This is a genomic window from Nonomuraea sp. NPDC049714, assembly GCF_044465295.1.
Lineage (GTDB): Bacteria > Actinomycetota > Actinomycetes > Streptosporangiales > Streptosporangiaceae > Nonomuraea.
Window position 1 is genome coordinate 1,427,379 of the sequence record NZ_JBITLM010000001.1, and the last position, 22,283, is coordinate 1,449,661.

Sequence of the window (22,283 nt, forward strand, 5' to 3'; positions counted from 1 at the left end):
GTACGAGCGGACAGGATGCCCCACATGATCACCCACACCCCCCGGCGCGGCCTCGTGCTCTACCTGGCCGGCGGCGTGAGCCGGCAGCTCGCCGTCATCATCGAGGCGAGTCTGCTGATGATGACCATGTTGACGGTGCTCGGGTCGGGCTACGCCGAGTTCGGGCTGTCGCAGGCGGCCGTGAGCCTGCTGCCGATCCTTTTCGCCCTCCCCCTGGGCGTCCTGGTGGACCGGGTGCGGCGTGGGACGGCGCTGGCGATGATCGGATGGCTGGGGGCGGGCCTGCTCGCCTCCCTGGCCGCGGCCATCTGGCTGGATGCCGTCACTCTGCCGCACGTCGTGCTGGTGGCGGTGGGCGTGGGGATGCTGCGCGTGTCGGGCGAGCTCGCCCAGGACGCCTACCTGCCCGCGGCAGTCGAGCGGGACCGGTTCGTCCCGGTCAACGCCGTGCTGGTGATCGTGGGCGGTCTCGGCTCCTTCGGCCTCGCCTTTCAGTTCGGCGACTCTCCCGGAGCGATCGCGGTGGCCGTCGGTTTCGCGGCCCTGGGGTTCGCCGCTTCCGCGTGGCTGTTCGGTCTCGTCCGCGCGCCCGAGGAGCTCGCGCCGCCTCGGGCCGGGGTGTGGGGGGAGGCCGTGGAGGGGGTGCGGTTCACGCTGGCCCATCCGGCGCTGCGGGCGATCGTGGTGTACCTGTTCGGGCTGACGGCGATGGAAGGGCTCATCGACGACTTCGCCACCAAGCCGTCCCTGGAAGTGAACGGGGACTTCAGGATCGACCCGTCGTGGATGGCCTTCGCGGCGACGTCCATCGGAGCCGTCCTCGCCGTGCTGCTGCGCCGGCGGGCCGGCGCGCTCCGGCTAGCGTGGGTGGCCGTCCTGGTGAGCCAGCCGTTCACCCTGCTCGTGCTGGCCGGCATGGACTGGGGGTTGATCCCGTACGTCCTCGGCCGGGCGGTTCCCTGGGCCGGGGCGGCGCTGGCGGGGGTGACCCTGCTCAGCCACCGCCAGGCGATCACGCCGAGCCGGTTGCTGGGCCGCTCCGGCGCGACGCTGATCATCGCACTGGTGGTGGCGGAGGTGGCCGGGTCATTTCTGGAAGTGCTCGCGGAGTTCCTGATAGGGCGGCAGGGGCCGGGTGACGCGGGCGGCTGGCCGGTCGTGGTGCTGGCCACGGCGGGGGTGCTCGCGTGCGCCGTGCCGATGTCCCGGGTGCGTCAGGCCGAGCTGGACACCGCTCCGGACGGACGCTGAGCCCTCACCACTCCACGGGCAGGCTCGTCAGTCCGCGGCCCACGAGTGATCGACGGTACGTGATCGGGCCGGGGACCAGGCGCAGGCCGGGCAGGCGGCGGCCGAGCGTGTCGAGGGCGGTGCGGAGCTGCAGGCGGCCGAGCGCGGCGCCGACGCAGAAGTGGATGCCGTGGCCGAAGACGAGGTGCGCGTCGGCGTTGGGCCGGTCGATCAGGAAGCGGTCGGGGTCGGGGAAGACGGTCTCGTCGTGGGCGGCCGAGTCGGTGGACAGCAGCACGAGCGCCCCCGCCGGGATCACCACCCCGTGCAGGGGGATGTCCGTCACCGCGTAGCGGAAGGAGCCGAGCGAGGCGCCGTCGACGCGCATGCACTCCTCGGCCGCGTTCGGGATCAGCTCGGGCGGCACCGGCCAGCGGTCCTCCCGCAACAGCCGCAGGACGGTGTTGCCGAGCTGGTTGGGCACGGTGTCGTTGCCGCCGAGCAGGATGGTGGAGATCAGCTCCACCACCTCCCGGTGGCTCAGCTCGTCGCCGATCAGCGAGGTCATCAGTGAGGTGAAGTCGTCGCGCGGTTCCTTCGCCCTGGCGGCGACCAGCCGGTCCACGTAATCCAGATAGGTCAGGAAACTGTCGGCCAGTTCGAGCTGCCTGTCCGGCGGCTGAGGCGACAAGAAGAGCTGGAACCAGTCCTTGACGTGCGCCTGGACGAAGTCCTCGTCCGGCTCCGGCACCCCGATGAACCGGGCGGTCAGCTTGATCGACGGCTCGTGCCCGAGGTCGGTCACGAAGTCGGCGCTCCCCCGCGGCTCGGCCCGGTCGAGCAGGTCCTCGTTGAGCCGCCTGAAGCTCCGCTCCAGCGCGGCCACGGCGCGCGGGGTGAACGCCCGCGACACCGACCGCCGCAGCCGGGTGTGGTCGGGCGGGTCGACGTTGGCCACGAAGCTCGACAGGAACGACCCGTGCTCGCCCAGCCTGTCCCGCGTCCGCTGGGTGAGGCTGCGCGAGATGGTCAGCGACCCCCGGGAGGAGAACCGCCGGGGATCGCCGTAGGCCGCCCGCACGTCGGCGTACCTGGTGAGCACGTACGCGCCGAGGTGCTCGCTGCGGAACACCGGCCGCTCGCGGCGCAGCCTCGCCAGGAAGTCGTACGGCGCGGCGACGTGCCAGTCGGAGCTGACGTCGAAGTCCTCGATCATCCGAAGATCCTCCGCGGGTTGTCGACGAGCATCTGATGGATCTGGTCCTCGGTGACGCCGCGCCCGCGCAGCGCGGGCAGCACGTCGCGGGAGATGTGCAGCAGGTGGTAGTTCGGGTGCCGCCGCCGCACCACGTCCTCGTCGAAGCGGTCGTTGAAGCAGTAGGAGTCGTGCCCGAGCACCAGCCGGCCGGCGTGCCCCCGCGCGCACAGGGCCGCCACGATCGCCACCCGGTCCTCGAACGGGCTGATCGTGTCGATGCCGAAGCGGTCCATGCCCAGGTAGGAGCCGCCCGCGATGAGCTCCTCCAGGTAGGCCAGGTCCGTGGAGTCCCCGGCGTGCCCGATCACCACCCGGCCGAGGTCGACGCCGAGGGAGGCGAGCAGCCGCTGCTGTTCCAGACCGCCGCGGGAGGCGCTGTGGGAGTGCGTGCTGATGGGCGCGCCGGTCTCCAGGTGGGCCTCGGCGACGGCCCGGAACACCCGTGCGCAGCCCGCGGTCATGCCGAGGTGGTCGGAGGCGCACTTGAGGATGGCCGCCTTGACGCCGGTGCCGCCGATGCCCTCGGTGAGGTCCCGTACGAAGAACTCGCTGAGCCTGTCGGGCCCGCCGAACAGCGTGCCGGGGCCGCGGTTGGCGAAGTACGGCGGCAGGGCGTCGTAGGTGTAGAGCCCGGTGGCGGCCACGATGTTCACCCCGGTCCGCTCCGCCACCCGGCGCACGGCCGGGACGTAACGGCCGAGCCCGACCACGGTCAGGTCCACGATCGTGTCGACGCCCGCGGCCCGCAGCGCCTCCAGTTTGGCCGCCGCCTGCCCGGCCCGTGCCTCCAGGTCCCATCCTTCCGGGATGTCCGGCCAGTTCCACAGGATCTCCGGGCTGAGGCCGAAGACGTGCTCGTGCATGAGCGTGGCCCCCAGCTCGGCGACCGGCCCCATCACGGTCTCGGGCACGGGAACCTCGGATGCTCGAACGGCTCGTTCACGACCAGCCCCAGCCCGTCGGTCTGCTGGTACGGCGCGCCGGTGTAGCGGGCGTCGGCGTCGAAGTAGGTGACGGTGAACGACAGTCTGGGGCGGTCGCGGCGGTTGGCGGGCGCGCCGTGCACGGTCAGCGCGTGGTGCGCGGTCGCGTCGCCCGCCCTGAGGTCGAGCGCCGGCGACAGCTCCAGCTCCTTGAGCCAGGGGTGGCGGCCGAGCTGGTCGTCGCCCGGCCGGGTGAAGCTGCGGCCGAGCAGCCCGTGGCGGTGGGAGCCGCTGTAGAAGCGCAGTGACCCCATGTCGGCGGGCACGTCGGCCAGGGCCAGCCAGACGGTCAGCATGGCCGAGCGGTCCATCGGCATCCACGGGAAGTCCTGGTGGAACTGGGTGGCGCCGTGCTCGCCCGGCTCCTTGACCAGCAGGTTCGTCACCTGGACGCGCACCGCCCGGACGCCGCGCAGCATCCGGGCGGCGGTGCGGCCGAGGCTGGGGCTCAGGGCCAGCGCGGCGAACAGCTCGTCGTCGGCGGCGATGTCCCTGGCCTGCCCGAACGCCTCGTCGACGAGCGTCCTGCGCTGCCGGTCCCGGCTCCGGAGCCGCCCGACGGCCCGCTCGCGAAGCCGGTCCGCCGTCTCCGGGGTGACCAGTCGCGGCAGCCGTACCCAGCCGTGCTCGTCGAAGAAGCTCACCTCGTCGTCGCTCGCACGGCGCACCGGGACGTCCATGCCGCCCAGTCTCCCATTAGAAGCAAGCGCTTGGTAAGGCCTACGATGCCAGGGACGTGCTCGTGCGGTCGGGGAGGTTCTGGTGCGGCGGTTCAGGTTCGGGGCTGTGGTGCGGGAGGCCGGATCGGGCAGGGAGTGGGCGGACAAGGCCCGGCGCGTCGAGGGGGCCGGGTTCGACGTGCTGCTGGCGCCCGATCATCTCGTCGGCGACCGGTTCGCGCCGGTGGCGGCGCTGACCGCGGCCGCCTGCGCGACCACCCGGCTGCGGGTGGGCACGCTGGTGCTGGCCAACGACTTCCGCCATCCGGCCGTGCTGGCCAAGGAGCTGGCCACGCTGGACGTGCTCTCCGAAGGACGGCTGGAGATCGGGCTCGGCACGGGCTGGATGGCCGCCGACTACGAGGCGGCCGGGCTGGAGCTGCGACCGCCGGGGGTCCGGGTGGACCGGCTTGCGGAGGCCGTCGCCGTGCTCAAGGGCCTGTGGAGCGGGGAGGAGTTCGGCTTCGAGGGCGCCCACTACACGCTGCGGGGGATGCGGCTGCGGCCCCGGCCCGTGCAACGCCCCCATCCCCCGCTGCTGTTCGGCGCGGGCGGGCCGCGGATGATGCGGCTGGCGGCCAGGCAGGCCGACTCGGTGAACCTGGCCATGCGGGTGCGTGCCGACGGCCGCGGCCCCGACTCGCGCGACGGCGGCGCCGGGGCCTTCCTGGCCAAGCTCCAGGCCGTACGGAAGGCCGCCGGCGACCGGTACGACCGTCTGGAGCTCGGCACGAGCGTCGTCGAGGTGGGCGAGCGCGGACCGGCGCAGGCCTGGAGCGCCGCCGACCGGCCGAGCCTGGAGGGGACGCCCCAGGTGCTGCCCGGAACCCGCCGCGACATCGTGGACCGGCTCCGATACTGGCGCGACGAGCACGACGTCTCCTACTTCGTGGTCCACCAGGAACACGACCTCGACGCCTTCGTCCCGATCGTGGAAGAGCTCGCCGGCTCGTGAGCGGCTCGCTACGGCGTGAGCACGACCTTGCCCATCGTGTTCCTGCTCTCCAGGGCTGCGTGGGCGGCGGCCGCGCCGGCCAGCGGGAAGGACTGGACGGCGGGCGTCAGGCGGCCGGCGGCCGCCGCCTCCACGGCTCGGGCGCGCAGGTCCGCCATGCCGCCCGGACGGCCCAGCAGGTGCCCGATGCCGTCGTGTGCGGTCACCTCCCGCGCCGCCAGCTCCTCCTCGGCCGGATGGAACCACTCCCCCGCCGCCTGCCCGAACACGACCTGGCGGCCGCCCTTGCCGAGCAGCTCGAACGCCTCGCGCCCGAGCCGGCCGCCGACCCCGTCGAAGACCACGCTCACCGCACCGGCCGCCTCCCGTACCCGGTCGGCCCAGCCGGGCTCGGTGTAGTCGACGGCCAGGTCCGCGCCCTGCCCGGCGACCCGTGCCACCTTCGCGGGCCCGCCCGCGGCGCCCACCACCGTGGCGCCCACCTGCCGGGCGTGCTGCACGAGCAACGTGCCGACGCCGCCCGCCGCTGCCATGGCGAGCACCACGTCGGCGGAGGTCACCGGCGCGAGCTCCAGCAGTCCCAGGGCGGTGGCGCCGGTGGTGACCATGGCCACGGCCGCGCCGTACTCCAGCCCGTCCGGCAGCGGCGTCAGGCTCCGGGCGTCGGCGACTGCCAGCGAGGCGTAGCCGCCCGAGGCCAGGCCGCCGGTCACCACCCGCCGCCCCACCAGGGCGGGATCCACGCCCGCGCCGGCGGCCTCGACCACCCCGGCCACCTCGCCGCCGAGGATCACCGGCAGGGCGGGCGCCGGGTGCGGGCCGACGGGCACGCCCCGGCGCAGGAGCGTCTCGATGAAGTGCAGCCCGGCGGCGCGCACGGCGATGCGGACCTGGCCGGGACCGGGCGAAGGGTCGGGGACGGTCTCGAGGCGGAGGTTCCCGGCGGGACCGTATGAGTGCAGAAGGATGGCGTGCATGGCTTCACCCTGCTACCTCAAGCGGAGTCGAGGTCAAGCGTGCCTCATGATGGACGCATGGACGAGATGGTGCTGCTGAGGCATGGCGAGACCGAGTGGAGCAGGTCGGGCAGGCACACCGGCCTCACCGACGTGCCGCTGACCGAGCACGGGGAGGAGCAGGCGCGGGCGCTGGCGCCGTTGATCAAGGAGCGCCCGTTCGATCTGGTGCTGGTCTCCCCGGCCCAGCGCGCGAGCCGCACGGCGGACCTGGCGGGGCTGACCGGCTTCGAGGTGGACCCGGACCTGTGGGAGTGGGACTACGGCGGCTACGAAGGCATCACCACGCCCGAGATCAGGCAGACCCGGCCGGGGTGGTACCTGTGGCGTGACGGCGTGATCCGCGGCGACGCGGCCCATCCTGGCGAGAGCGCCGAGGAGGTGGGGGCGCGCGTCGACCGGGTGATCGCCAAGGCGAGGCAGGCGCCGGGACGGGTGGCGCTGGTGGCGCACGGCCACCTGCTGCGCGTGCTGACCGCTCGCTGGCTGGACCTGCCGCCGGAGGACGGCCGCTACTTCAAGCTCGACACGGGCACGTACTCACGCCTGGCCTTCGAGCACGGCGAGCCGGTGATCGCGACCTGGAACGCGCCGATCAACCGACTCTGACGCGCAGGGCGGCCTCGTGCAGCGCCCGGCCGGCCAGCCAGTCGCGCAGCGGGCCGAGGCGGGGATCGTAGGACAGCGGCTGCTCCCACAGGGCCACGAACACCTCCTGCGACGCCTCCTCGGCGAGCGCCTCGTCGCGGGTCACCCGGACCGCCACACCGTAGACGGCGGCGCCGTGCTCGTCGTAGGCGGCGCGCAGGGCGTCGAGGTCGCCCGCGACCAGCCGCGCCGCCAGCTCCGCGTCGTCGTCCATCATGCGTCGTCGTCCATCATGCACGGCCCATCAATCACAGCCCAGCGTGGCGGCGGCGCGGAGCAGCTCCCGGGCGAGGGCGGGATCCCCTTCAGCCGCGTACGGGAAGCAGCCCGGCTCCCACCGGCCGGCCAGCAGCCTGCAGAAGTCGGCCAGGTCCGCCGACACCACCGCCGTCACCCGCTCCGAGGCGGGCGAGAGCGGGACGGTCCACGTCCCGCCGCCGGGGCCGGTCAGCACGAACGTGGCGGACACGTCGCGGCGCGACTTCCTGATCATCCGGGGCAGCATGGCCAGCCCGAAGTCGGCGATCATCCGCAGGTGGCCGGGCTGCGGTGGCTGAGCCGGGCGGCCGAGCGCCTGCCGGACGTCCTCGGCGTGCGTCCAGGTCTCGAACATCCGCTGGATCAGCGCGTGCCGCAGCGGGCCGCGTACGGGCTTGGCGCCGGCCAGCTCCACCTCCGCGCCGAGCAGCACGCCCGTGGTCGCCGAGACCCGCTGCAGGAGCGATCCCGCCTGCTCACGCCAGCGCGGGTAGACGGCATCGGGCTCCGGGGCGCGCACGCCGAGGAACCAGGCCACCGGCCCGTCGTTGGCCGCCAGGTGCTCGATCATGCGGCGCACGGTGCGGTGCCGGGTGACCGGTAAGGCCCACTGCCGGGTGGTCAGGCCCGCGAGCAGATCGTCCAGGAGCGCGACCTGCTCGGCGTAGGGCACCGCCACCTCGGCCACGCCCGTCTCGGCGGGCGCCCTGCGGCGGCGGGCCTTGGCGAGCACGGCCGCACGCAGCCGCGGCGGTGCCACGGCTGCCGGGTCGGGGCCGTCGAGGAGGGTGACGGCCACACTGCAGTCCGGGCAGGAGCCGACGTGGCCGTCGGCGCCGTGCCCGTTGGAGAGGTACGCGTCAGTCATGACTGCCTCCGCGACCATGACGCTAACCCGATGCGCGCTCCGGCGCCAGACGGCTGCCGGGGAAGGGCGCGAGAAGGGTCTCCCGCCAGGGGCCGTCGAGGAAGTCGCGGGCCCGCCTGCCCCAGGCGAGCAGACGGGGGTCGGCCTCTGCCTCGTCGTCCAGGCCGAGGGCCGCGTCCCGGGCCCGCTGGGTGGCCAGATGGTCGTCGAGGGAGACGCCCCAGAGGGTGACGGCCTCGTTGTCGGTGAACAGCACCTCGTACAGGCCGGCCAGCCGGTGTCCGTGCTCGGCCAGCAGGGGGGCACGTTCGGCGCGTACGGCCTCCAGGTAGTCCAGGGCGGCGCCGGGCCGTACCCTGGCGCTCTCGAACAGGTAGAACTCGGTGCGCGGCGCGCGCGACAGCGGCGGGCTGCCGGCCACGGCGCCGAGCGGCCGGGAGAAGGCCGAGTGGCGCAGGTCGTCGATGTCGGAGAGGAACAGGCGCGCGTCCACGCCGCGGTAGATGTCCATCATCTGCCGCCAGCCGCCGTCCCAGCCGCCGTGGCACTCCCAGAGGGTGACGACCTTGAACTGGGGGTGGCCGGTGATGCCGACGGCGTAGAAGGCGCCGGCCAGGTCGATGTCGCGGGATCGGACGGACATGCCGGAGGTGAGCTCGGGCGCGGTCCTGGTCTCGTCCTCGCGCTTGTAGCGGGTCAGCCAGGTCAGGTACTCCAGCGGGCGCCGCGAGTTCATGGGCCTGAAGTCGACCTCCTCCAGCAGGTGGATTCCGCGCCGCACCACGCCTCCTCGACCAAGCGGTTGCTCGGCCTGGAGCGTAACACGGTCAGGACGGAGCCTGGACGGGCTGCGGCCCCCGGCCGGTCAGCCACTCCAGGACACGGCGGTGCCCGTGGGTGGCGTCCTCGAAGTGCCCCCACTGCCAGTAACGCGGCTGATCCCGGATGCCGGTCACCCAGGTGCGGTAGGAGACCGAGCCGCCGGAGAGCGCCGGCGCGACGCCGTAGGTGCGGATCACGACCTTGCCGCCGGGTGCGAACAGCACGTCGTCGGCGATCGGATAAAGGGTCATCTGGTCGAGCATGACCCCATCCTCCAGGGACGGAGAGGCCTGCCCGTTACGCCCCCGGCGCGCCCTCGTTAAGCGGGCACGCCGGAGGTTAACAGCGCGTTACACCAGCAGAGCGTCGAACTCTCCGTCCTTCACCCCGAGCACCAGCGCCCGGATCTCGTCGCGGGTGTAGATCAGGGCAGGGCCGTCGGGGAAGCGGGAGTTGCGCACCGCGACCCCACCGTCGGGGAGCTCGGCGAGCTCGACGCAGTTGCCCTGCGAGTTGCTGTAGCGGCTCTTGCGCCAGGCCACCTGAGTGAGGTCGGCCGCAGGCATGCCGTTATAGGTCTGGTTCATCTACATCTTTCTGAGAAGGCCGCCGATGAGCTCGACGGTGCCCCCTGGCGTGGTGCTCTCCACGCACAACTGCTCCATCGCAGTGAGGTACGGGTCGATATCCTCACGTTTGTCCAGGTAAAGGGCACCCCAGAGCTGTTCGACGTAGACAACGTCCGACAGGTCGGACTCGGGAAACCGCAAGATGCTGAACGCGCCACCTTCAGCGGCGTGCATGCCGAACTTGAAGGGCATCACCTGAATGGTGACGTTGGGAAGGGCGGCGACTGCCAGCAAATGCTGGAGCTGCTCGGCCATGACCGACGTGCCGCCGATGGTCCGCTTGAGCGACGCCTCGTCGATGACGGCCCACAGGCGCGGACCGTCCTTCTGAGTGAAGCGCTCCTGCCGCTGCATGCGCAGATGCACGCGGCGCTCGATCTTCTCGGGAGACAGCTCGGGGTTGCCAAGCTGGTACACCGCCCGCGCGTACGCGGCGGTCTGCAGGAGGCCGGGCACGAACTGCACCTCATAGGTGCGGATCAAGCTCGCCGCCTCCTCCAGGCCCACATAGGTGGTGAACCAGGCCGGCAACTCTGCCGAGTATTTGTGCCACCACCCAGGGGTGTTGGCCTCGCGGACCATCTCCAGCAGGGCTCGGCGTTCGGCGTTGTCGTCGACGCCGTACAGGGTGAGCAGGTCCTCGACATCACGTGTCTTGAATCCGACACGACCGAGCTCCATCCGGCTGATCTTGGACTCGGAGGCACGGATGTGGAATCCAGCCTGGTCGCGGGTGAGCCCGCTGTCCTCACGCAGCCGCCGCAGGCTCGCACCGAGCATGATGCGCCGAACGGTCGAACCGGAACCGGGCGGATCGATGGACACGTGGTGCTCCTTGGTCGTTTCCTTGCCACACAGTCTGTCACTTCACGGCCGAAAGATCATGGGCCGCGGACAAGATCCCCTTTCCCACCGATTGACCTTTTGATGGCCATACCGTAGCGGCTGCAAGTTCCCTCTGCACGTGCATTCGCTCTTGCAAGTGCACGAGAGTTTGTCGCAGAATGATCAACGTGCAATCCACCACGGCGCTCGGCCAATGGACCACGTTCGACTGGTGGCCCCCGGTCGGCTGGTGGCCCGACGCGGCGCGCGATCTGCTGATGTCCGGGCCTTCCGCCAGCGCCACGTTCGTGCTCCCCCCGGTCGCGTCCTCCGTCCACTCCGCCCGCTGCTTCGCCGCCGGGGCGCTCACCGCGTGGGGCCTCACCGAGCTCGCCGACAACATGGAGCTGGTGGTGTCGGAGCTGGCCACCAACGCGCTGCGCCACGGCCTGCGCCTGGAGGAGCCCCGCTGCCAGCGCCCCGTCCACATGTCCCTGGTCCGTCATGGATCACTGGTGACCAGTGCTTTCACCGATCCCGGCGCCTCGGTGCCCGTGCTGAGATACCCTGGCCCCCTTGACACCGGTGGCCTAGGTCTGCACATCGTCGACTCGTTAAGCCTTCGGTGGGGCTGGTCCGCCCTCTCGCCCCACGGGAAGATCGTCTGGGCAGTCCTCTGCTAGCCGGTGTGATCTGCATTACCGTGGATGGTCATGGCTCACGGTGAGTTCCACGCGCGACCCCATGAGAGTGCTGACCGATGGACGATCACCTGCTCGGCTGGCTACGAACCCTCGACGAAGACCGGCTCTGCCGCATCCTGGCTAACCGTCCCGACGCCATCGCCGCACCGTGGCCACGGCGCCTCGACACCCTGGCCCAGCGGCTGAGCAACGGCTTCGCCGCGCTTGAGGCGCTGCGGAGGCTCCCGTTGCCCTGCCTGCAGCTCGCCGAGGCCTGCGCGGTCACCCACGAGGCGACCGCCGACCGGCTGGCCGGCTTCATCGGCACGCCGGTCGAGGAGCTCCGTCCCTGGCTCGACCACCTCTACGACCACGCGCTCGCCTGGCCGGCCGCCGACGGCCTGATCCACCTGGCCGAGGCCGTCTCCCGGTGGTGGACCGCGCCGCTCGGCCTGGGCGAGCCGCTCGACCACTACCTCAACTCCTGGACCATCAGCACCGACACCCTGCGCGCCCTGGCCCGCAGCCTGGGCCTGCCCCCGCACGCCAACAAGCGCCGCACGATCAACCGGGTGACCGAGGCGCTCGGCGACCCCGGCCGCCTGGAGACCCTGCTGGCGCACGCCCCCGCGGGCGCACGCGACCTGCTCGACTCCTTCGCCTGGGAGGGCCCCGTACGTGACGTCGACGGGGCCAGGTTCGTCGTCCACGGCTCGCCGGAGAAGTGGTCGGCCGACCACGGCCTGCTCTACCGGCCGAGCTGGAACGTCGCCGAGATGCCCCGGGAGGTGGCGCTCTGCCTGCGCGGCCCCGGCTACCGTCCGCCGTTCGCCCCGCAAGCGCCCGAGGTGGCCACCATCCCGGTCGACCCCGAGGAGGTCGACCACCTGATGACGCTGGCCGCGCCGCACGTCGTGGAGCGGTGCGCGGCCCTGCTGGACAACACCTCCAAGACGCCGCTGCCGCTGCTCAAGTCCGGCGGCGTGGGCGTGCGCGAGGTTCGCAGGGTGGCCAAGGAGACCGGCTGCGACGAGGACGAGACGCGCCTGCTGCTGGAGATCTGCGCGGTGGCCAGGCTGCTCGCCTGGGACGAGCCGTCCGGCGGCATGGTGCCCACCGAGCGGTTCGACCGCTGGCGGCTGGACGAGGGCTCGGCCCGGCTGCGCGTGCTGCTGTCGGCCTGGTGGCGCATGGAGCGCTCCTCGCTGCGCAGGTCGGACGGCAAGTACGGCACCGTGCTCGGCGACGACCAGAGCGGCCCCGCCGTCGCCCGCATCCGCCGCGCGGTGCTCTCCGTCCTGCAGCACCTGCCTTCGGGTACGGCCTTCGCCGACCGCGCGTCCCTGGTGGGCAACGTGCACTGGCATGCCCCGCTGCTCGACCGCGACCTGCTCGCCGAGTGCGCCTCGGCGGTGATCGACGAGGCACGGCTGCTCGGTCTGCTGGCCAACGACGCGCTCACCGATCTGGGCCGGGCGCTGGCGGGGCTGTCGGGCCAGGCCGGTGGCGAGAGCGACGCGCACGTGCCCCTGGTGGAGCACGATCCGGTGCTGGTGGAGGCCTCGACGAGGGCGCTGGCCAGCGTGCGCAGGAGCGCCCTGTTCGGCCCGGACCTGACCGCGGTGGTGACCGGGCCGCCGTCGGCCGAGCTGGCGTGGCTGCTGGACCGGGTGGCCGAGCGGGAGTCGCGGGGCGCGGCCTCGGTGTGGCGCTTCACCACCGAGAGCGTGCGCCGCGCGCTCGATCGCGGCTATGACGCCGACGAGCTGCTGAACGAGCTGTCCGAGGTCGGCGCCATCCCGCAGCCGCTCGAATATCTGGTGCGCGACGTGGCCCGCAGGCACGGCGAGGTGACGGTGACCACCGTGGGCTGCGTCGTGCAGGCCTCCGACCCGGCGCTGCTCGCCGAGATCGCCGGGCATCGCAGACTCGCCAGGCTGGGGATACGGCTGCTGGCTCCCACAGTGCTGGTGGCCTCCGCCACGGCCGAGCGCACGCTGGCCGCGCTGCGCGAGCACGGCTACTCCCCGGTGCCGATCGCCGACACGGGCGAGATCGCCATCCGCCGCAGCACCCGCGTCGAGCGGCCGCTGGGCGGCAAGCTCATCCTGCTGCCCGGCGGTCAGGTGGCGGAGCTGCCCGAGCCCGCCGGTCCCGAGGGGCCCCCGCACGTGCTCGCCGAGCCGACGCCCGACCCGCAGGAGCACGCCCGCCGGCTGATCGCCGACAGCCGGTCGGCCGGCGAGCAGAGCGGACGCACCTGGGCCGTCATCGGCAGGATGGCGGTCCGGCTGCCGACCGCCCAGCAGTCACTGCTCGGCTTCGTCGTCGACCGGGGGGTGCGGGCGGGCATCACGCTGACCGACGGCCTGACCGCCACGATCAGCCACGGCGAGCTGCGCGGCGGCGCCCTCGACGCGTGGTGCGAGGAGGCCGGCGACTACCTCGAGTTCCCCTTGGCCGAGATCGTCGAGGTCACCGCAGCGCACTAGCCTTCTTCAGGTTGGTCACCAGCTCCTCCAGAAAGTCGGCGTAGCCCTGGTAGCTGAAGGGGGCCTCGGCACGCCACGGGTAGAGCTGGCCGGCCTTGACCGCGGGGAGCTTGGTGAAGGTGGGCTTCTTCATCATCTCCTCGGGGGTAAGCGCCTGGGTGCGGGTGTCGTACAGGATCACGTCCGCGTCGTACATGTCGGCGTTCTCCCAGCTCAGCGTCTGGAAGAAGCCGCCCTCGTCGACCTTGTCCGGCTTGACGATGTCCAGGCCGTTCTCGGTGAGGTGCATGATGTCGGCGTACTCGGGCGGGTTCACCACCCACATCTGGTCGGCGCCGCCCGACACCATGAGGATCTTGAGGTCCTTGAACTGGGCGAGCTCCTTCGTGGCGGCCGCCATCCGCGCCTTGGCCTCCGGCACGCCCTTCATGTCGGCGCCGAGGGACTTGGCCAGCTCCTCGTACTTGCCGATGACCTGGCTCGCGTTCTGGCCGGTGAGCATGATGCCGGCGGTGGGGACGATCTGCTCGACGGTGTCCTTGGACTTCTCCGGGACGTACCAGAGCGTGCCCTTCTCATACATGCTGCTGACGAGCAGCTCGGGCTGCAGGGCGATGTACTGCTCGACGTTGAACTCGTCCCAGACGTTGCCCAGGCCGGTGACCTTGGCGATGTCGACGTTGCCGACCTGCGGGTCCTTGGCGCCGCTCGCCAGCTTGTGCGGGCCGAACACGCCGACCGGGCGGACGCCGAAGTCCCACAGCGCGGCCGCCGCGCCGACCTGGGCGACGACCCGGGTGGGGGTCTTGGGGAGGTCGAGTTTCTTGCCGCGGTCGTCGGTGAACGTCCACGCCTGGGCCGCCTGTGCCGTCGGGTCCGACGCCGGGGCCGCCGAGGTCGCGTCGCCACCACCACAGGCCGACAGGGTGAGGGCGGCCGCGAGGCCGACCGTGGTCGCGAGGAAGCCCCTGCGAGCCAGTACCGGTCCCGACATGTTCGTCTCCTAAGGTTAGGCTTGCCTTCGTACTGAGGCTTTAGATTAGCCTCGCCTAAGCTTGACCATGACGAAAGGGGGTCCGGTGCGGCAGATCGAGTCCGCCACCCAGGCGGTCTCCGCCGAGGTCACCGGCCCGTCCCCGGCACATCCTCGCGGGCGCCGGGCGGCTCTCGTCGGCGGTCTGGCGCTGGCGGCAGGCGTGCTCGTCCTGGTGGCGATGGCCAGCGTGGCGCTGGGGGCGCGGGCGATGCCGCTGTCCACGGTGCTGGACGCGTTACTCGCCCCGGACGCCTCCAGCGACCACACCGTGATCCGTGAGCTGCGCGTCCCGCGCACGCTGCTCGGCATCATGGTCGGCGCGTCGCTCGGGCTCGCGGGGGCGCTCATGCAGAGCCTGACCCGCAACCCGCTGGCCGACCCCGGGCTGCTCGGCATCAACGAGGGCGCGGCGCTCGGCGTCACGCTCGCGCTCGCGGTCCTGGGCCTGTCCGATCCGACGGTCTACGTGTGGTTCGCCTTCGCGGGCGCCGCGCTGGCCTCGGTCGTGGTCTACTCGCTGGGCTCCTCCGGCCGCTCGGGCGCGGGTCCGGTACGGCTGGCGCTGGCGGGCATCGCGGTGGGCATGGTCTTCACCGCGGCGAGCTCGGCCATCCTGCGCATGGACACCGAGACGTACGATCGGATGCGGTTCTGGCTGGCGGGCTCGCTGGCCGGGCAGACCGCCGACACCATGACGCGGCTGGCCCCCTTCATGATCGCCGGACTGGCGCTGGGGCTGCTGCTGGGCAGGCCGCTCAACATGCTGTCGCTGGGCGACGACGCCGGTAAGGCGCTGGGCGTGGCGGTCACCCGTACCAGGGTGCTGACCGCGGTGGCCGTGACGCTGCTGTGCGGCGCGGCCACGGCCGCGGCGGGCCCGCTGTGGTTCGTCGGGCTGGCCGTGCCGCACGCCGTGCGCGCGGTGGTGGGCCACGACCAGCGCTGGGTGCTGCCGTACTCCGCGCTGGTGGCGCCCGTGCTGCTGCTGGCCGCCGACGTGGTCGGGCGGCTCGTCGCCAGGCCGGGAGAGGTGCAGGTGGGCATCATGTGCGCGGTGCTCGGCGCGCCCGTCTTCATCCTGATGACCAGGCGCAGGAGGCTCGCCGCCCTATGACCGTACGCCTGGGCCCCTGGTCCGTCCGGATCGCGCCGCGCGCGCTCGGCGTCACCGCACTGCTGCTGCTCATCGCCTGCGCGGTGGCCGTGGCGGCGATCTCGACCGGCGAGTTCACCGTCTCCGTCCCCGACATCCTGACCGCGCTGTTCGGGCAGGGCACGCCGGTCGCCGAGCTCATCGTCAGCAAGCTGCGCGCCCCGCGCGTGGCCACCGGGCTGCTGGTGGGGGCGGCGTTCGGGGTGAGTGGGGCGATCTTCCAGAGCCTCACCAGAAACCCCCTCGGCAGCCCCGACTTCATCGGCTTCACCGCCGGGGCCTCGACCGGCGGCATCATGGCCGTGGTCGCGGGCGGGTCGGCCATGACGATCGCGGGCGGCGCGCTGGCCGGGTGCGTGGTGACCGCGCTGCTGGTCTACGCGCTGGCGTTCCGGCGCGGCGTGCAGGGCTACCGGCTGGTGCTGGTCGGCATCGGTGTCAACGCCCTGCTGCTGTCGGTCAACTCCTACCTGCTGACCAGGGCCAACATCAACGACGCGGCCACCGCCGGAGCGTGGCTGACCGGCAGCCTGAGCGGGCGCGGGTGGGACCACGCGATCCCGGTGGCGCTGGCCCTGGTGCTGCTGCTGCCCGTCTGCGCTGTCGTGGCCAGGCCGCTGCGGATGATCGAGATGGGCGACGACTCCGCCCGTGCCATGGGCATCAGGGTCGAGGCGGTGCGGGCCGCGGCCATCGTGTCGGGGGTGCTGCTGTGCGGGGTGGCGACGGCCGCCGCCGGGCCCGTGGTGTTCGTCGCACTGGCCGCGCCGCAGCTCGCCCGGCGGCTGACCCGCTCGCCGGGCGTGAGCCTGGCCTCCTCGGCGCTCATGGGCGCCGTGCTGCTGACCGTCTCCGACCTGCTCGCCCAGCGCCTGCTCGCCCCGACCCAGCTGCCCGTCGGCGTGCTGACCGCCGCCATCGGCGGCACCTACCTCGCCCTCCTCCTGCGAAAGGACCGCCACTGATGGCCGTACCGACGCCTGGCAGCCGCCTGTGGGGCGGCGAGCTCACCCTCGCCTACGACCAGCGGGTGGTGGCCACCGACCTGAGCGTGGCCATCCCCGACGGGTCCTTCACCGTGATCATCGGCCCGAACGCGTGCGGCAAGTCCACCCTGCTGCGGGCGCTGGCCAGGATGCTCAAGCCCAAGGCCGGCGCGGTGCACCTGGACGGCGGCGTCATCACCGCGCTGCCGTCGAAGGAGGTCGCCCGGCGCCTCGGCCTGCTGCCGCAGAGCTCGATCGTGCCCGACGGCATCACCGTGGCCGACCTGGTGTCGCGCGGCCGCTACCCGCACCAGCGGCTCATGCGCCAGTGGTCCAAGACCGACGAGGCGGCGGTGGCGGAGGCGATGCGGGCCACGCACGTCACCGAGCTGGCCGACCGGATCGTGGACGAGCTGTCCGGCGGGCAGCGGCAGCGGGTGTGGCTGGCGATGGCGCTCGCCCAGGAGACGCCGATCCTGCTGCTGGACGAGCCGACGACCTTCCTCGACATCGCCCACCAGATCGAGGTGCTCGACCTCTGCGCCGACCTGCACGAGGCGGGCCGGACGATGGTGGCGGTGCTGCACGACCTCAACCAGGCCTGCCGCTACGCCACCCACCTGGTCGTCATGCGCGAGGGCGAGATCGTCGCCGAGGGCGATCCGGCCGAGGTCGTCACCCCTGATCTGGTGCGGCAGGTCTTCGACCTGGGCTGCGAGATCATCCCGGACCCGCAGTCGGGCACGCCAATGGTGGTCCCGCACTGCCGCCGCCGGGTCACCTCTCCGGCCTGACCAGCGCCCCGGCCAGCTCCAGGACGGCCCGCCCCGCCCGCTCACGCCCGAACGCCTCCTCCAGCACGCCCGCCACCTCGGCGCCCACGGCCGCGAGCAGCGCGTGGGCGAGCACCTCGGCGTCGCACCCGGGCCGGGCGGCGGTCAGCAGGATCACGGTGTGCCGGTGCCAGAACCGGTAGGCGCCGATCCGGTAGCGGGCCCCCGGGCTGGCCGTCTCCGACATCCGCACCAGGTGCAGATGATCGAACAGATAGTCCAGATAGGCCTCGACGAAGGCGATCAGCCGCTCCGGCGCGGGCGCGCCCGGCCCGAGCGGCGGCGGCCCGGACAGGATCCGCTCCTGCAGGTCGCGCTCCCGCTCGTCGAGCAGCGCCACCGCGAGCCCTGACTTGTCGCCGAACCTGCGGAACAGCGTGCCCTTCCCCACCCCCGCGGCCGCCGCCACGGCGTCCATGGAGACGCCGTCGACCCCATGGGCGGCGAACAGCGCGGCGGCGGCGGTCAGCACCTTCTCCCGGTTGCGCGCGGCGTCCGCCCGCTCCTGTGCAGGGCGGCTGCGCAGGAGCTCCAGCGGCTCGTTCTCGGCCATATCCGGACTATAGTCCAATTGGTCAGTAAGCGCCGCAGCGGCGCACCGCCAGGAGCGCCAGGGCGCGCGTCACCTCACGCACCTCGCGCAGCTCCACCTGCTCACGCGGCGCGTGCGCGTAGCGTACGTCGCCCGGCCCGTAGTGCAGCGTCGGGATCCCGCCCGCCGCGTAGAGCCGCAGGTCGCTCCCGTACGGCGCGGCCGCCTCGGCGGGCGCGGCGCCACCGGCGTCCGCCACGGCCGTCCTGACCTCGCCCAGCAGGGCATGCCCGGCCGGCAACCGCCCGCTGGCGAACTGCCCGCCCGGCCACGTCACCACGGGCGGGTGCTCGCGCAGCCACGGGTGCGCCGGCGACAGCACCGCCTCCTCGAACGCCGTCCGCGCCTCGGCCGGGTCCTCGTCCAGCCGCACGCCCAGGCGGCCTTCGGCGACCAGCAGGTCCGGCACCGTGCTCGCCCAGTCGCCGGCCCGGACCGTGCCGACCTCGATCGGGTACGGCAGCGGGATGCCGCCGAAGATCGCGGGCACGTCGCGATTGCGCTCCGCCTCCAGGCGCCTGATCGCCTCGAACACCGGCCAGAACACCTCGACGGCGTTCACCCCCTCCAGGCGGGCGCCGCCGTGCGCGGCCCGCCCGGCGATCTCCAGCCGGAACGTCAGCGCGCCCGCGTTCGCGGTGACCACGGCGCCGCTGGTCGGCTCGGTGATGACGGCCGCCTCGGCGGTGTGCCCCCTGGCCAGCGTGCCGAACGCGCCCAGCCCGCCGTCCTCCTCGCTGACCACGCAGTGCACGGCCAGCGGCCTGGCCAGCTTGACGCCGGCCCGCCTGATCGCGCGCACCACCGCCAGGTTGGCGGCCAGCCCCGCCTTCATGTCGCAGGCGCCCCTGCCGTGCAGGACGCCGCCGGAGACGCGCGCGGCGAACGGGTCGCTGCCCTCCCACTTGGCCAGGTCGCCCGTCGGCACCACGTCGACGTGCCCCTGCAACGCCAGCGCCGGAACGCCCTCCCCGCCGGTCACGCCCACCACGCCGTAGCCCTCCACGCGCGGGGCCTCGCCGCCGGGGAAGCCCTCACGCCGTCTGAGGTCCTCAAGGTCGAGCTTCCATACGTCCACGTCCAGGCCCGCCTCGGTGAGCAGGCGGGCCAGGTGGTGCTGCAACTCCGACTCGGCGTCGCTGCCCGTGATGCTCGGCACCCGGACGGTCTCGGCCAGCAGTTCTACGGTCTCGGCCTCGTCGATGGCGTTGAGGACCCTGGTCTCGGCGTCACGCATGGCCACACCTTCTCATGACCCGACCCCGGCGATTCGGGGTGGTGTGAACCCCGAAGGGGGACGGTGCGGCCCCGGCCGTTCCGGGTGGTGTGAACCCGGAGGGGTCGTTGTGGCGATACAGGTCGGAGGTGCGTATGCGGGTTTGGCCGAAGGTGCTGGTCTGGGTGGCGGTGACGCCGTTCGCGGGGTGGGCGGTGCTGCGGGTCTCGGGGTACGAGCCGGTGTGGCCGTGGACGCCGCTGGTGGCGTACACGCCGTACGCGGCGGTCGTGGCGGGGGCCGGGCTGCTGCTGGCGGCCACGCTGAGACAGCGGGCCGCGGCCGTGGTGGCGCTCGCCACCACGGTGGTGCTGGCGTGCACCGTGCTGCCCCGAGCCACCGCCACCGAGCCGGAAGGGGCGAGCGGGGAGACGCTCCGGGTGCTGGCGGCCAACCTGCTGGTGGGCTCCGCCGACGAGGTGGCGCTGATGGCGCTGGTCGAGCGGCTGCGGCCGGACGTGCTGGCGCTGCAGGAGCTGACCCCCGCCGCCCAGGCCCGCCTCGACGCGGCGGGCCTGCGTGAGGCGTTGCCGCACGCGGTGACGCGCCCCAAGCCGGGGGCGGGCGGCTCGGCCGTGTACGCCCGGCACCCGCTCACCGGCGGCGAGGTGATCGAGCACGGCGGGTTCCGCCAGGTCAAGGCCGTGCTCACACACCCGTCGGGGACCCGCGTGGAGGTCGTGTCGGTGCACCCGTGCGCGCTACGGCTGTATGCCAGGCAGCCGTGCTGGAGATCGGGCCTGAAGGCGCTGCCCGACGCGGACGCGAGCGGGCCGCTGCGGGTGCTGGCGGGCGATTTCAACGCGACGCTCGACCACCTGCTGGTGCGTGACCTGCTCGCCACCGGCTACCGCGACGCCGCCGACGTGACCGGGCACGGCCTCACGGCCACCTGGCCACAGGGCGGCTGGCTGCCCGGCGTCGCCATCGATCACGTGCTGGCCGACGAGAGCATGGCGGTGCTGACGTTCGACGTGCATCCGCTGCGGGGCACCGATCACCGCCCGGTGTTCGCGGTGCTCGGCCTGCCGTGACCCCGGTCCGCGTCGCAGGACGGGCCCGGGGCGATCCCGCCGCTCGTGAGCGCCGAGGCGTACGGGAGTGGTGGGGGCGCGGTGTACGTAAACTTGAGCCTGTGGAACCACCCAAGTTCGAGATTCAGATGCTGCACGACCGGGTCATGATCCGGCTGGAGCAGGCGGCCGAGGAGCGGCGCAGTGGCTCCGGGATCGTCATTCCCGCGACGGTCAAGATGGCCAACCGCCTGGCGTGGGGCGAGATCTGCGGCGTCGGCTCGAACGTGCGCTCGGTCAAGGTCGGCGACAAGGTGCTGCTCAACCCCGAGGAGCAGTACGAAGTGGAGCTGCACGCGCAGGTCTATCTGGTGATGCGCGAGCGTGATCTGCACGCGGTGGCCACCCAGTCGACCGACCACGGCACCGGCCTCTACCTATAGGCCGGCGCTACCTGAGGACTAACTGCCGCGCTATCTGGATCACGTCCACGCCGAGCGTGCGCAGCCCGAAGTAGACGATGGCCGTGGCCGCGATCACGGTCACCACGGCCACGACGATGCGGACCGTCCAGCCCTGCCGCTTGTACCACTCGGTCCAGGCGTGCAGCGTGCGCTTGCCGAACTCCAGGGCCTTGTGCGCCCAGTGGAACTCGGTGGCCAGCACCGCCAGCCCGGCGAAGACGATCAGCCAGCCCGGCCCCGGAAACGGCACCATGACCAGGCCGCCCCCGACCATGAGCCCGCCGATCACGCCGATGACGATCTTCAGGGTGAGCGCGCCGGCACGCGTCGATCTGATGCCGTCGAGCCTGCCATGGAGCCCGGAGCGACGTGCGGGCATGCCGGAGCGGTCGGCCGCCTCTTCCTTGACGAGGTCGGCGTCGCCGGTCTCTGGTTTATGCGTGGGCACGGTCCCCCCGGACAGTCGGTGTGTTCCCCAGGATAAGGGTCGGGCATTTGGAGAGGATGTCCAAACGCGGACTTCGGCGCACACGTCCAATAAACGCCAAGAGAGTAAAATATCCCACTTGATCAGGCAACTTCCGACTTATGTCGGATATCGTTTGCTATGCCCGAGGTCATGCTTCGCACCGTAACCGGCCCCATCCGCGCGGCCACCGTCAGCGGTCCCGTACTCCCCCACGAGCACCTGCGCACCGACATGCGCTGGGCCGCCGGGATCGACTCCGACCCCTACCGCTGGCTGGACGAGGAGCAGACCGTCACCGCCGAGCTCCGCGAGCTGCGCCAGTCCGACGAGCTCGGCCTGATCGTGGACCTGACCTGCATCGGCATGGGCCGCGACGCCACCTGCCTGGCCCGCGTCGCCTCGGGCGGCCGGGTGCCGGTGATCGCCGCCACCGGCCTGTTCACCGAGCCGTTCAGCACCGTACGCGACCAGGACGTGGACACGCTCACCGGGCTGCTGATGGCCGACATCTCCGACGGGATGGAGGGCAGCGGCGTCTTCCCCGGCGTGATCGGCGAGGTCGGCTGCTGGGGCGACCGGGCCACGCCCGCCGAGGAGCGCGCCCTGGTCGCCGCCGCCCGCGCCTCGCTCGCCTCCCGGCTGTCCGTCGCCACCTACGGCCAGGACGCTCTCGGCCAGCTGGAGATCCTGCTGGCACAGGGGCTGCCGGGCTCGCGGGTGGCCGTGGGGTACGCGGGCGCCGACCCGGCCGTGGCCCGCAAGATCGCCGAGGCGGGCTCGTACGTGAGCGTGGGCGCGCTCGCGGCCGGCCTGGAGCGGACGACCGCCGTGGCCCTGAACCTGATCGAGGAGGGGTACGCCGACCGGCTGCTGCTCAGCACCGGTCTGAGCCGGGTGTCGCAGGTGCGCAAGTACGACGGGCCCGGCTACGCGCACCTGTTCCGGGAGGTGCTGCCCCAGCTGCGCGAGGCCGGCGTCGAGGAGAGCACACTGCGCACCGTCACCCACGACAACCCCCTGCGCTGGCTGACCTCCGGAACCGCCTGACCCCATCGCCGCGCCCGGGACTGGCTAG

25 protein-coding genes are annotated in these 22,283 nt (G+C 72.6%); 11 read left to right on the forward strand and 14 right to left on the reverse strand.

Annotation, left to right across the window (positions count from 1 at the left end; all coding sequences use genetic code 11):
• The first annotated feature begins 24 nt into the window (after positions 1–24).
• Positions 25–1,251: a hypothetical protein gene (locus ACIBQX_RS06865; RefSeq protein ID WP_397001413.1), complete on the forward strand. Its 1,227-nt coding sequence runs from the start codon at positions 25–27 to the stop codon at positions 1,249–1,251.
• A gap of 4 nt (positions 1,252–1,255) precedes the next feature.
• Here the strand turns inward: ACIBQX_RS06865 and ACIBQX_RS06870 are convergent, their stop codons facing one another.
• The 3 genes from ACIBQX_RS06870 to ACIBQX_RS06880 are packed head-to-tail and all read right to left on the reverse strand — an operon-like array spanning position 1,256 to position 4,151.
• Positions 1,256–2,446 carry a cytochrome P450 gene (locus ACIBQX_RS06870; RefSeq protein ID WP_397001415.1) on the reverse strand — a complete coding sequence of 397 codons (1,191 nt, stop codon included), beginning with the start codon at positions 2,444–2,446 and terminating at the stop codon, positions 1,256–1,258.
• Positions 2,443–3,399, reverse strand: coding sequence for a phosphotriesterase (locus tag ACIBQX_RS06875; RefSeq protein ID WP_397001417.1), 957 nt, complete (start codon positions 3,397–3,399; stop codon positions 2,443–2,445). Before ACIBQX_RS06875 ends, ACIBQX_RS06870 begins: the two co-directional genes overlap by 4 nt.
• A complete protein-coding gene (locus ACIBQX_RS06880) occupies positions 3,384–4,151 on the reverse strand; it encodes a phytanoyl-CoA dioxygenase family protein (RefSeq protein ID WP_397001419.1) in 768 nt (255 codons plus the stop codon). The genes ACIBQX_RS06875 and ACIBQX_RS06880 overlap by 16 nt, the downstream gene beginning before the upstream one ends.
• Positions 4,152–4,233: 82 nt before the next feature.
• On the opposite strand from ACIBQX_RS06880, the gene ACIBQX_RS06885 reads away from it, so the two are divergent.
• Positions 4,234–5,145 carry a TIGR03621 family F420-dependent LLM class oxidoreductase gene (locus ACIBQX_RS06885; protein WP_397001421.1) on the forward strand — a complete coding sequence of 304 codons (912 nt, stop codon included), beginning with the start codon at positions 4,234–4,236 and terminating at the stop codon, positions 5,143–5,145.
• 8 nt (positions 5,146–5,153) lie between these two features.
• On the opposite strand, the gene ACIBQX_RS06890 is transcribed toward ACIBQX_RS06885, so the two are convergent.
• Complete coding sequence (locus ACIBQX_RS06890; protein ID WP_397001423.1) at positions 5,154–6,122, reverse strand: zinc-binding dehydrogenase; 969 nt, start codon at positions 6,120–6,122, stop codon at positions 5,154–5,156.
• Between the two features lie 57 nt (positions 6,123–6,179).
• Here ACIBQX_RS06890 and ACIBQX_RS06895 point away from each other — a divergent pair, with 57 nt between their 5' ends.
• Positions 6,180–6,770: a histidine phosphatase family protein gene (locus ACIBQX_RS06895; protein WP_397001425.1), complete on the forward strand. Its 591-nt coding sequence runs from the start codon at positions 6,180–6,182 to the stop codon at positions 6,768–6,770.
• Here ACIBQX_RS06895 and ACIBQX_RS06900 read toward each other — a convergent pair.
• The 6 genes from ACIBQX_RS06900 to ACIBQX_RS06925 all read right to left on the reverse strand — a co-directional run bounded on the left by ACIBQX_RS06900 (position 6,757) and on the right by ACIBQX_RS06925 (position 10,166).
• The gene (locus ACIBQX_RS06900; protein WP_397001427.1) at positions 6,757–7,026 is read right to left on the reverse strand and encodes a sigma factor; all 270 of its coding nucleotides are present in this window, start codon (positions 7,024–7,026) and stop codon (positions 6,757–6,759) included. The genes ACIBQX_RS06895 and ACIBQX_RS06900 overlap by 14 nt on opposite strands.
• A 27-nt stretch (positions 7,027–7,053) precedes the next feature.
• Positions 7,054–7,935: a maleylpyruvate isomerase family mycothiol-dependent enzyme gene (locus ACIBQX_RS06905; protein ID WP_397001429.1), complete on the reverse strand. Its 882-nt coding sequence runs from the start codon at positions 7,933–7,935 to the stop codon at positions 7,054–7,056.
• A 22-nt stretch (positions 7,936–7,957) separates the two neighbouring features.
• Positions 7,958–8,716 carry a hypothetical protein gene (locus ACIBQX_RS06910; protein ID WP_397001431.1) on the reverse strand — a complete coding sequence of 253 codons (759 nt, stop codon included), beginning with the start codon at positions 8,714–8,716 and terminating at the stop codon, positions 7,958–7,960.
• A gap of 46 nt (positions 8,717–8,762) precedes the next feature.
• The gene (locus tag ACIBQX_RS06915; protein WP_397001432.1) at positions 8,763–9,020 is read right to left on the reverse strand and encodes a hypothetical protein; all 258 of its coding nucleotides are present in this window, start codon (positions 9,018–9,020) and stop codon (positions 8,763–8,765) included.
• A gap of 87 nt (positions 9,021–9,107) precedes the next feature.
• Positions 9,108–9,344, reverse strand: a complete 237-nt coding sequence (locus ACIBQX_RS06920) for a DUF397 domain-containing protein (RefSeq protein ID WP_397001434.1) — start codon at positions 9,342–9,344, stop codon at positions 9,108–9,110.
• A complete protein-coding gene (locus tag ACIBQX_RS06925; protein WP_397001562.1) occupies positions 9,345–10,166 on the reverse strand; it encodes a helix-turn-helix domain-containing protein in 822 nt (273 codons plus the stop codon). It lies immediately after the preceding gene.
• 224 nt (positions 10,167–10,390) lie between these two features.
• On the opposite strand from ACIBQX_RS06925, the gene ACIBQX_RS06930 reads away from it, so the two are divergent.
• Positions 10,391–10,894 (forward strand): ATP-binding protein, encoded by a 504-nt coding sequence (locus ACIBQX_RS06930; RefSeq protein ID WP_397001436.1) that lies wholly within the window; start codon positions 10,391–10,393, stop codon positions 10,892–10,894.
• Between the two features lie 77 nt (positions 10,895–10,971).
• Positions 10,972–13,386, forward strand: a complete 2,415-nt coding sequence (locus ACIBQX_RS06935) for a helicase-associated domain-containing protein (RefSeq protein ID WP_397001438.1) — start codon at positions 10,972–10,974, stop codon at positions 13,384–13,386.
• Here the strand turns inward: ACIBQX_RS06935 and ACIBQX_RS06940 are convergent.
• Positions 13,370–14,380 carry an ABC transporter substrate-binding protein gene (locus ACIBQX_RS06940; RefSeq protein WP_397001440.1) on the reverse strand — a complete coding sequence of 337 codons (1,011 nt, stop codon included), beginning with the start codon at positions 14,378–14,380 and terminating at the stop codon, positions 13,370–13,372. The genes ACIBQX_RS06935 and ACIBQX_RS06940 overlap by 17 nt on opposite strands.
• 94 nt (positions 14,381–14,474) lie before the next feature.
• On the opposite strand from ACIBQX_RS06940, the gene ACIBQX_RS06945 reads away from it, so the two are divergent.
• The 3 genes from ACIBQX_RS06945 to ACIBQX_RS06955 are packed head-to-tail and all read left to right on the forward strand — an operon-like array spanning position 14,475 to position 17,355.
• Positions 14,475–15,536 (forward strand): FecCD family ABC transporter permease, encoded by a 1,062-nt coding sequence (locus ACIBQX_RS06945; RefSeq protein WP_397001564.1) that lies wholly within the window; start codon positions 14,475–14,477, stop codon positions 15,534–15,536.
• On the forward strand, positions 15,533–16,540 hold the full coding sequence (locus ACIBQX_RS06950; RefSeq protein ID WP_397001442.1) for a FecCD family ABC transporter permease: 1,008 nt from the start codon (positions 15,533–15,535) through the stop codon (positions 16,538–16,540). The genes ACIBQX_RS06945 and ACIBQX_RS06950 overlap by 4 nt, the downstream gene beginning before the upstream one ends.
• Positions 16,540–17,355, forward strand: a complete 816-nt coding sequence (locus ACIBQX_RS06955) for an ABC transporter ATP-binding protein (protein WP_397001444.1) — start codon at positions 16,540–16,542, stop codon at positions 17,353–17,355. Before ACIBQX_RS06950 ends, ACIBQX_RS06955 begins: the two co-directional genes overlap by 1 nt.
• Here the strand turns inward: ACIBQX_RS06955 and ACIBQX_RS06960 are convergent.
• Together ACIBQX_RS06960 and ACIBQX_RS06965 are read right to left on the reverse strand one after the other, a co-directional pair.
• Positions 17,339–17,947, reverse strand: a complete 609-nt coding sequence (locus ACIBQX_RS06960) for a TetR/AcrR family transcriptional regulator (protein ID WP_397001446.1) — start codon at positions 17,945–17,947, stop codon at positions 17,339–17,341. The two genes, ACIBQX_RS06955 and ACIBQX_RS06960, sit on opposite strands and share 17 nt — an antisense overlap.
• 22 nt (positions 17,948–17,969) lie before the next feature.
• Complete coding sequence (locus ACIBQX_RS06965; RefSeq protein ID WP_397001448.1) at positions 17,970–19,223, reverse strand: ArgE/DapE family deacylase; 1,254 nt, start codon at positions 19,221–19,223, stop codon at positions 17,970–17,972.
• Between the two features lie 134 nt (positions 19,224–19,357).
• Between ACIBQX_RS06965 and ACIBQX_RS06970 the strand changes: the two genes are divergently transcribed.
• Both ACIBQX_RS06970 and ACIBQX_RS06975 read left to right on the forward strand, forming a co-directional pair.
• Positions 19,358–20,296: an endonuclease/exonuclease/phosphatase family protein gene (locus tag ACIBQX_RS06970; protein ID WP_397001450.1), complete on the forward strand. Its 939-nt coding sequence runs from the start codon at positions 19,358–19,360 to the stop codon at positions 20,294–20,296.
• Positions 20,297–20,397: 101 nt separating this feature from the next.
• Positions 20,398–20,718, forward strand: coding sequence for a GroES family chaperonin (locus ACIBQX_RS06975; protein ID WP_397001452.1), 321 nt, complete (start codon positions 20,398–20,400; stop codon positions 20,716–20,718).
• A gap of 7 nt (positions 20,719–20,725) precedes the next feature.
• Here ACIBQX_RS06975 and ACIBQX_RS06980 read toward each other — a convergent pair whose 3' ends face one another.
• On the reverse strand, positions 20,726–21,187 hold the full coding sequence (locus ACIBQX_RS06980; RefSeq protein ID WP_397001454.1) for a TIGR02611 family protein: 462 nt from the start codon (positions 21,185–21,187) through the stop codon (positions 20,726–20,728).
• Between the two features lie 171 nt (positions 21,188–21,358).
• On the opposite strand from ACIBQX_RS06980, the gene ACIBQX_RS06985 reads away from it, so the two are divergent.
• A complete protein-coding gene (locus ACIBQX_RS06985; RefSeq protein ID WP_397001456.1) occupies positions 21,359–22,255 on the forward strand; it encodes an aryldialkylphosphatase in 897 nt (298 codons plus the stop codon).
• Positions 22,256–22,283 lie beyond the last annotated feature (28 nt).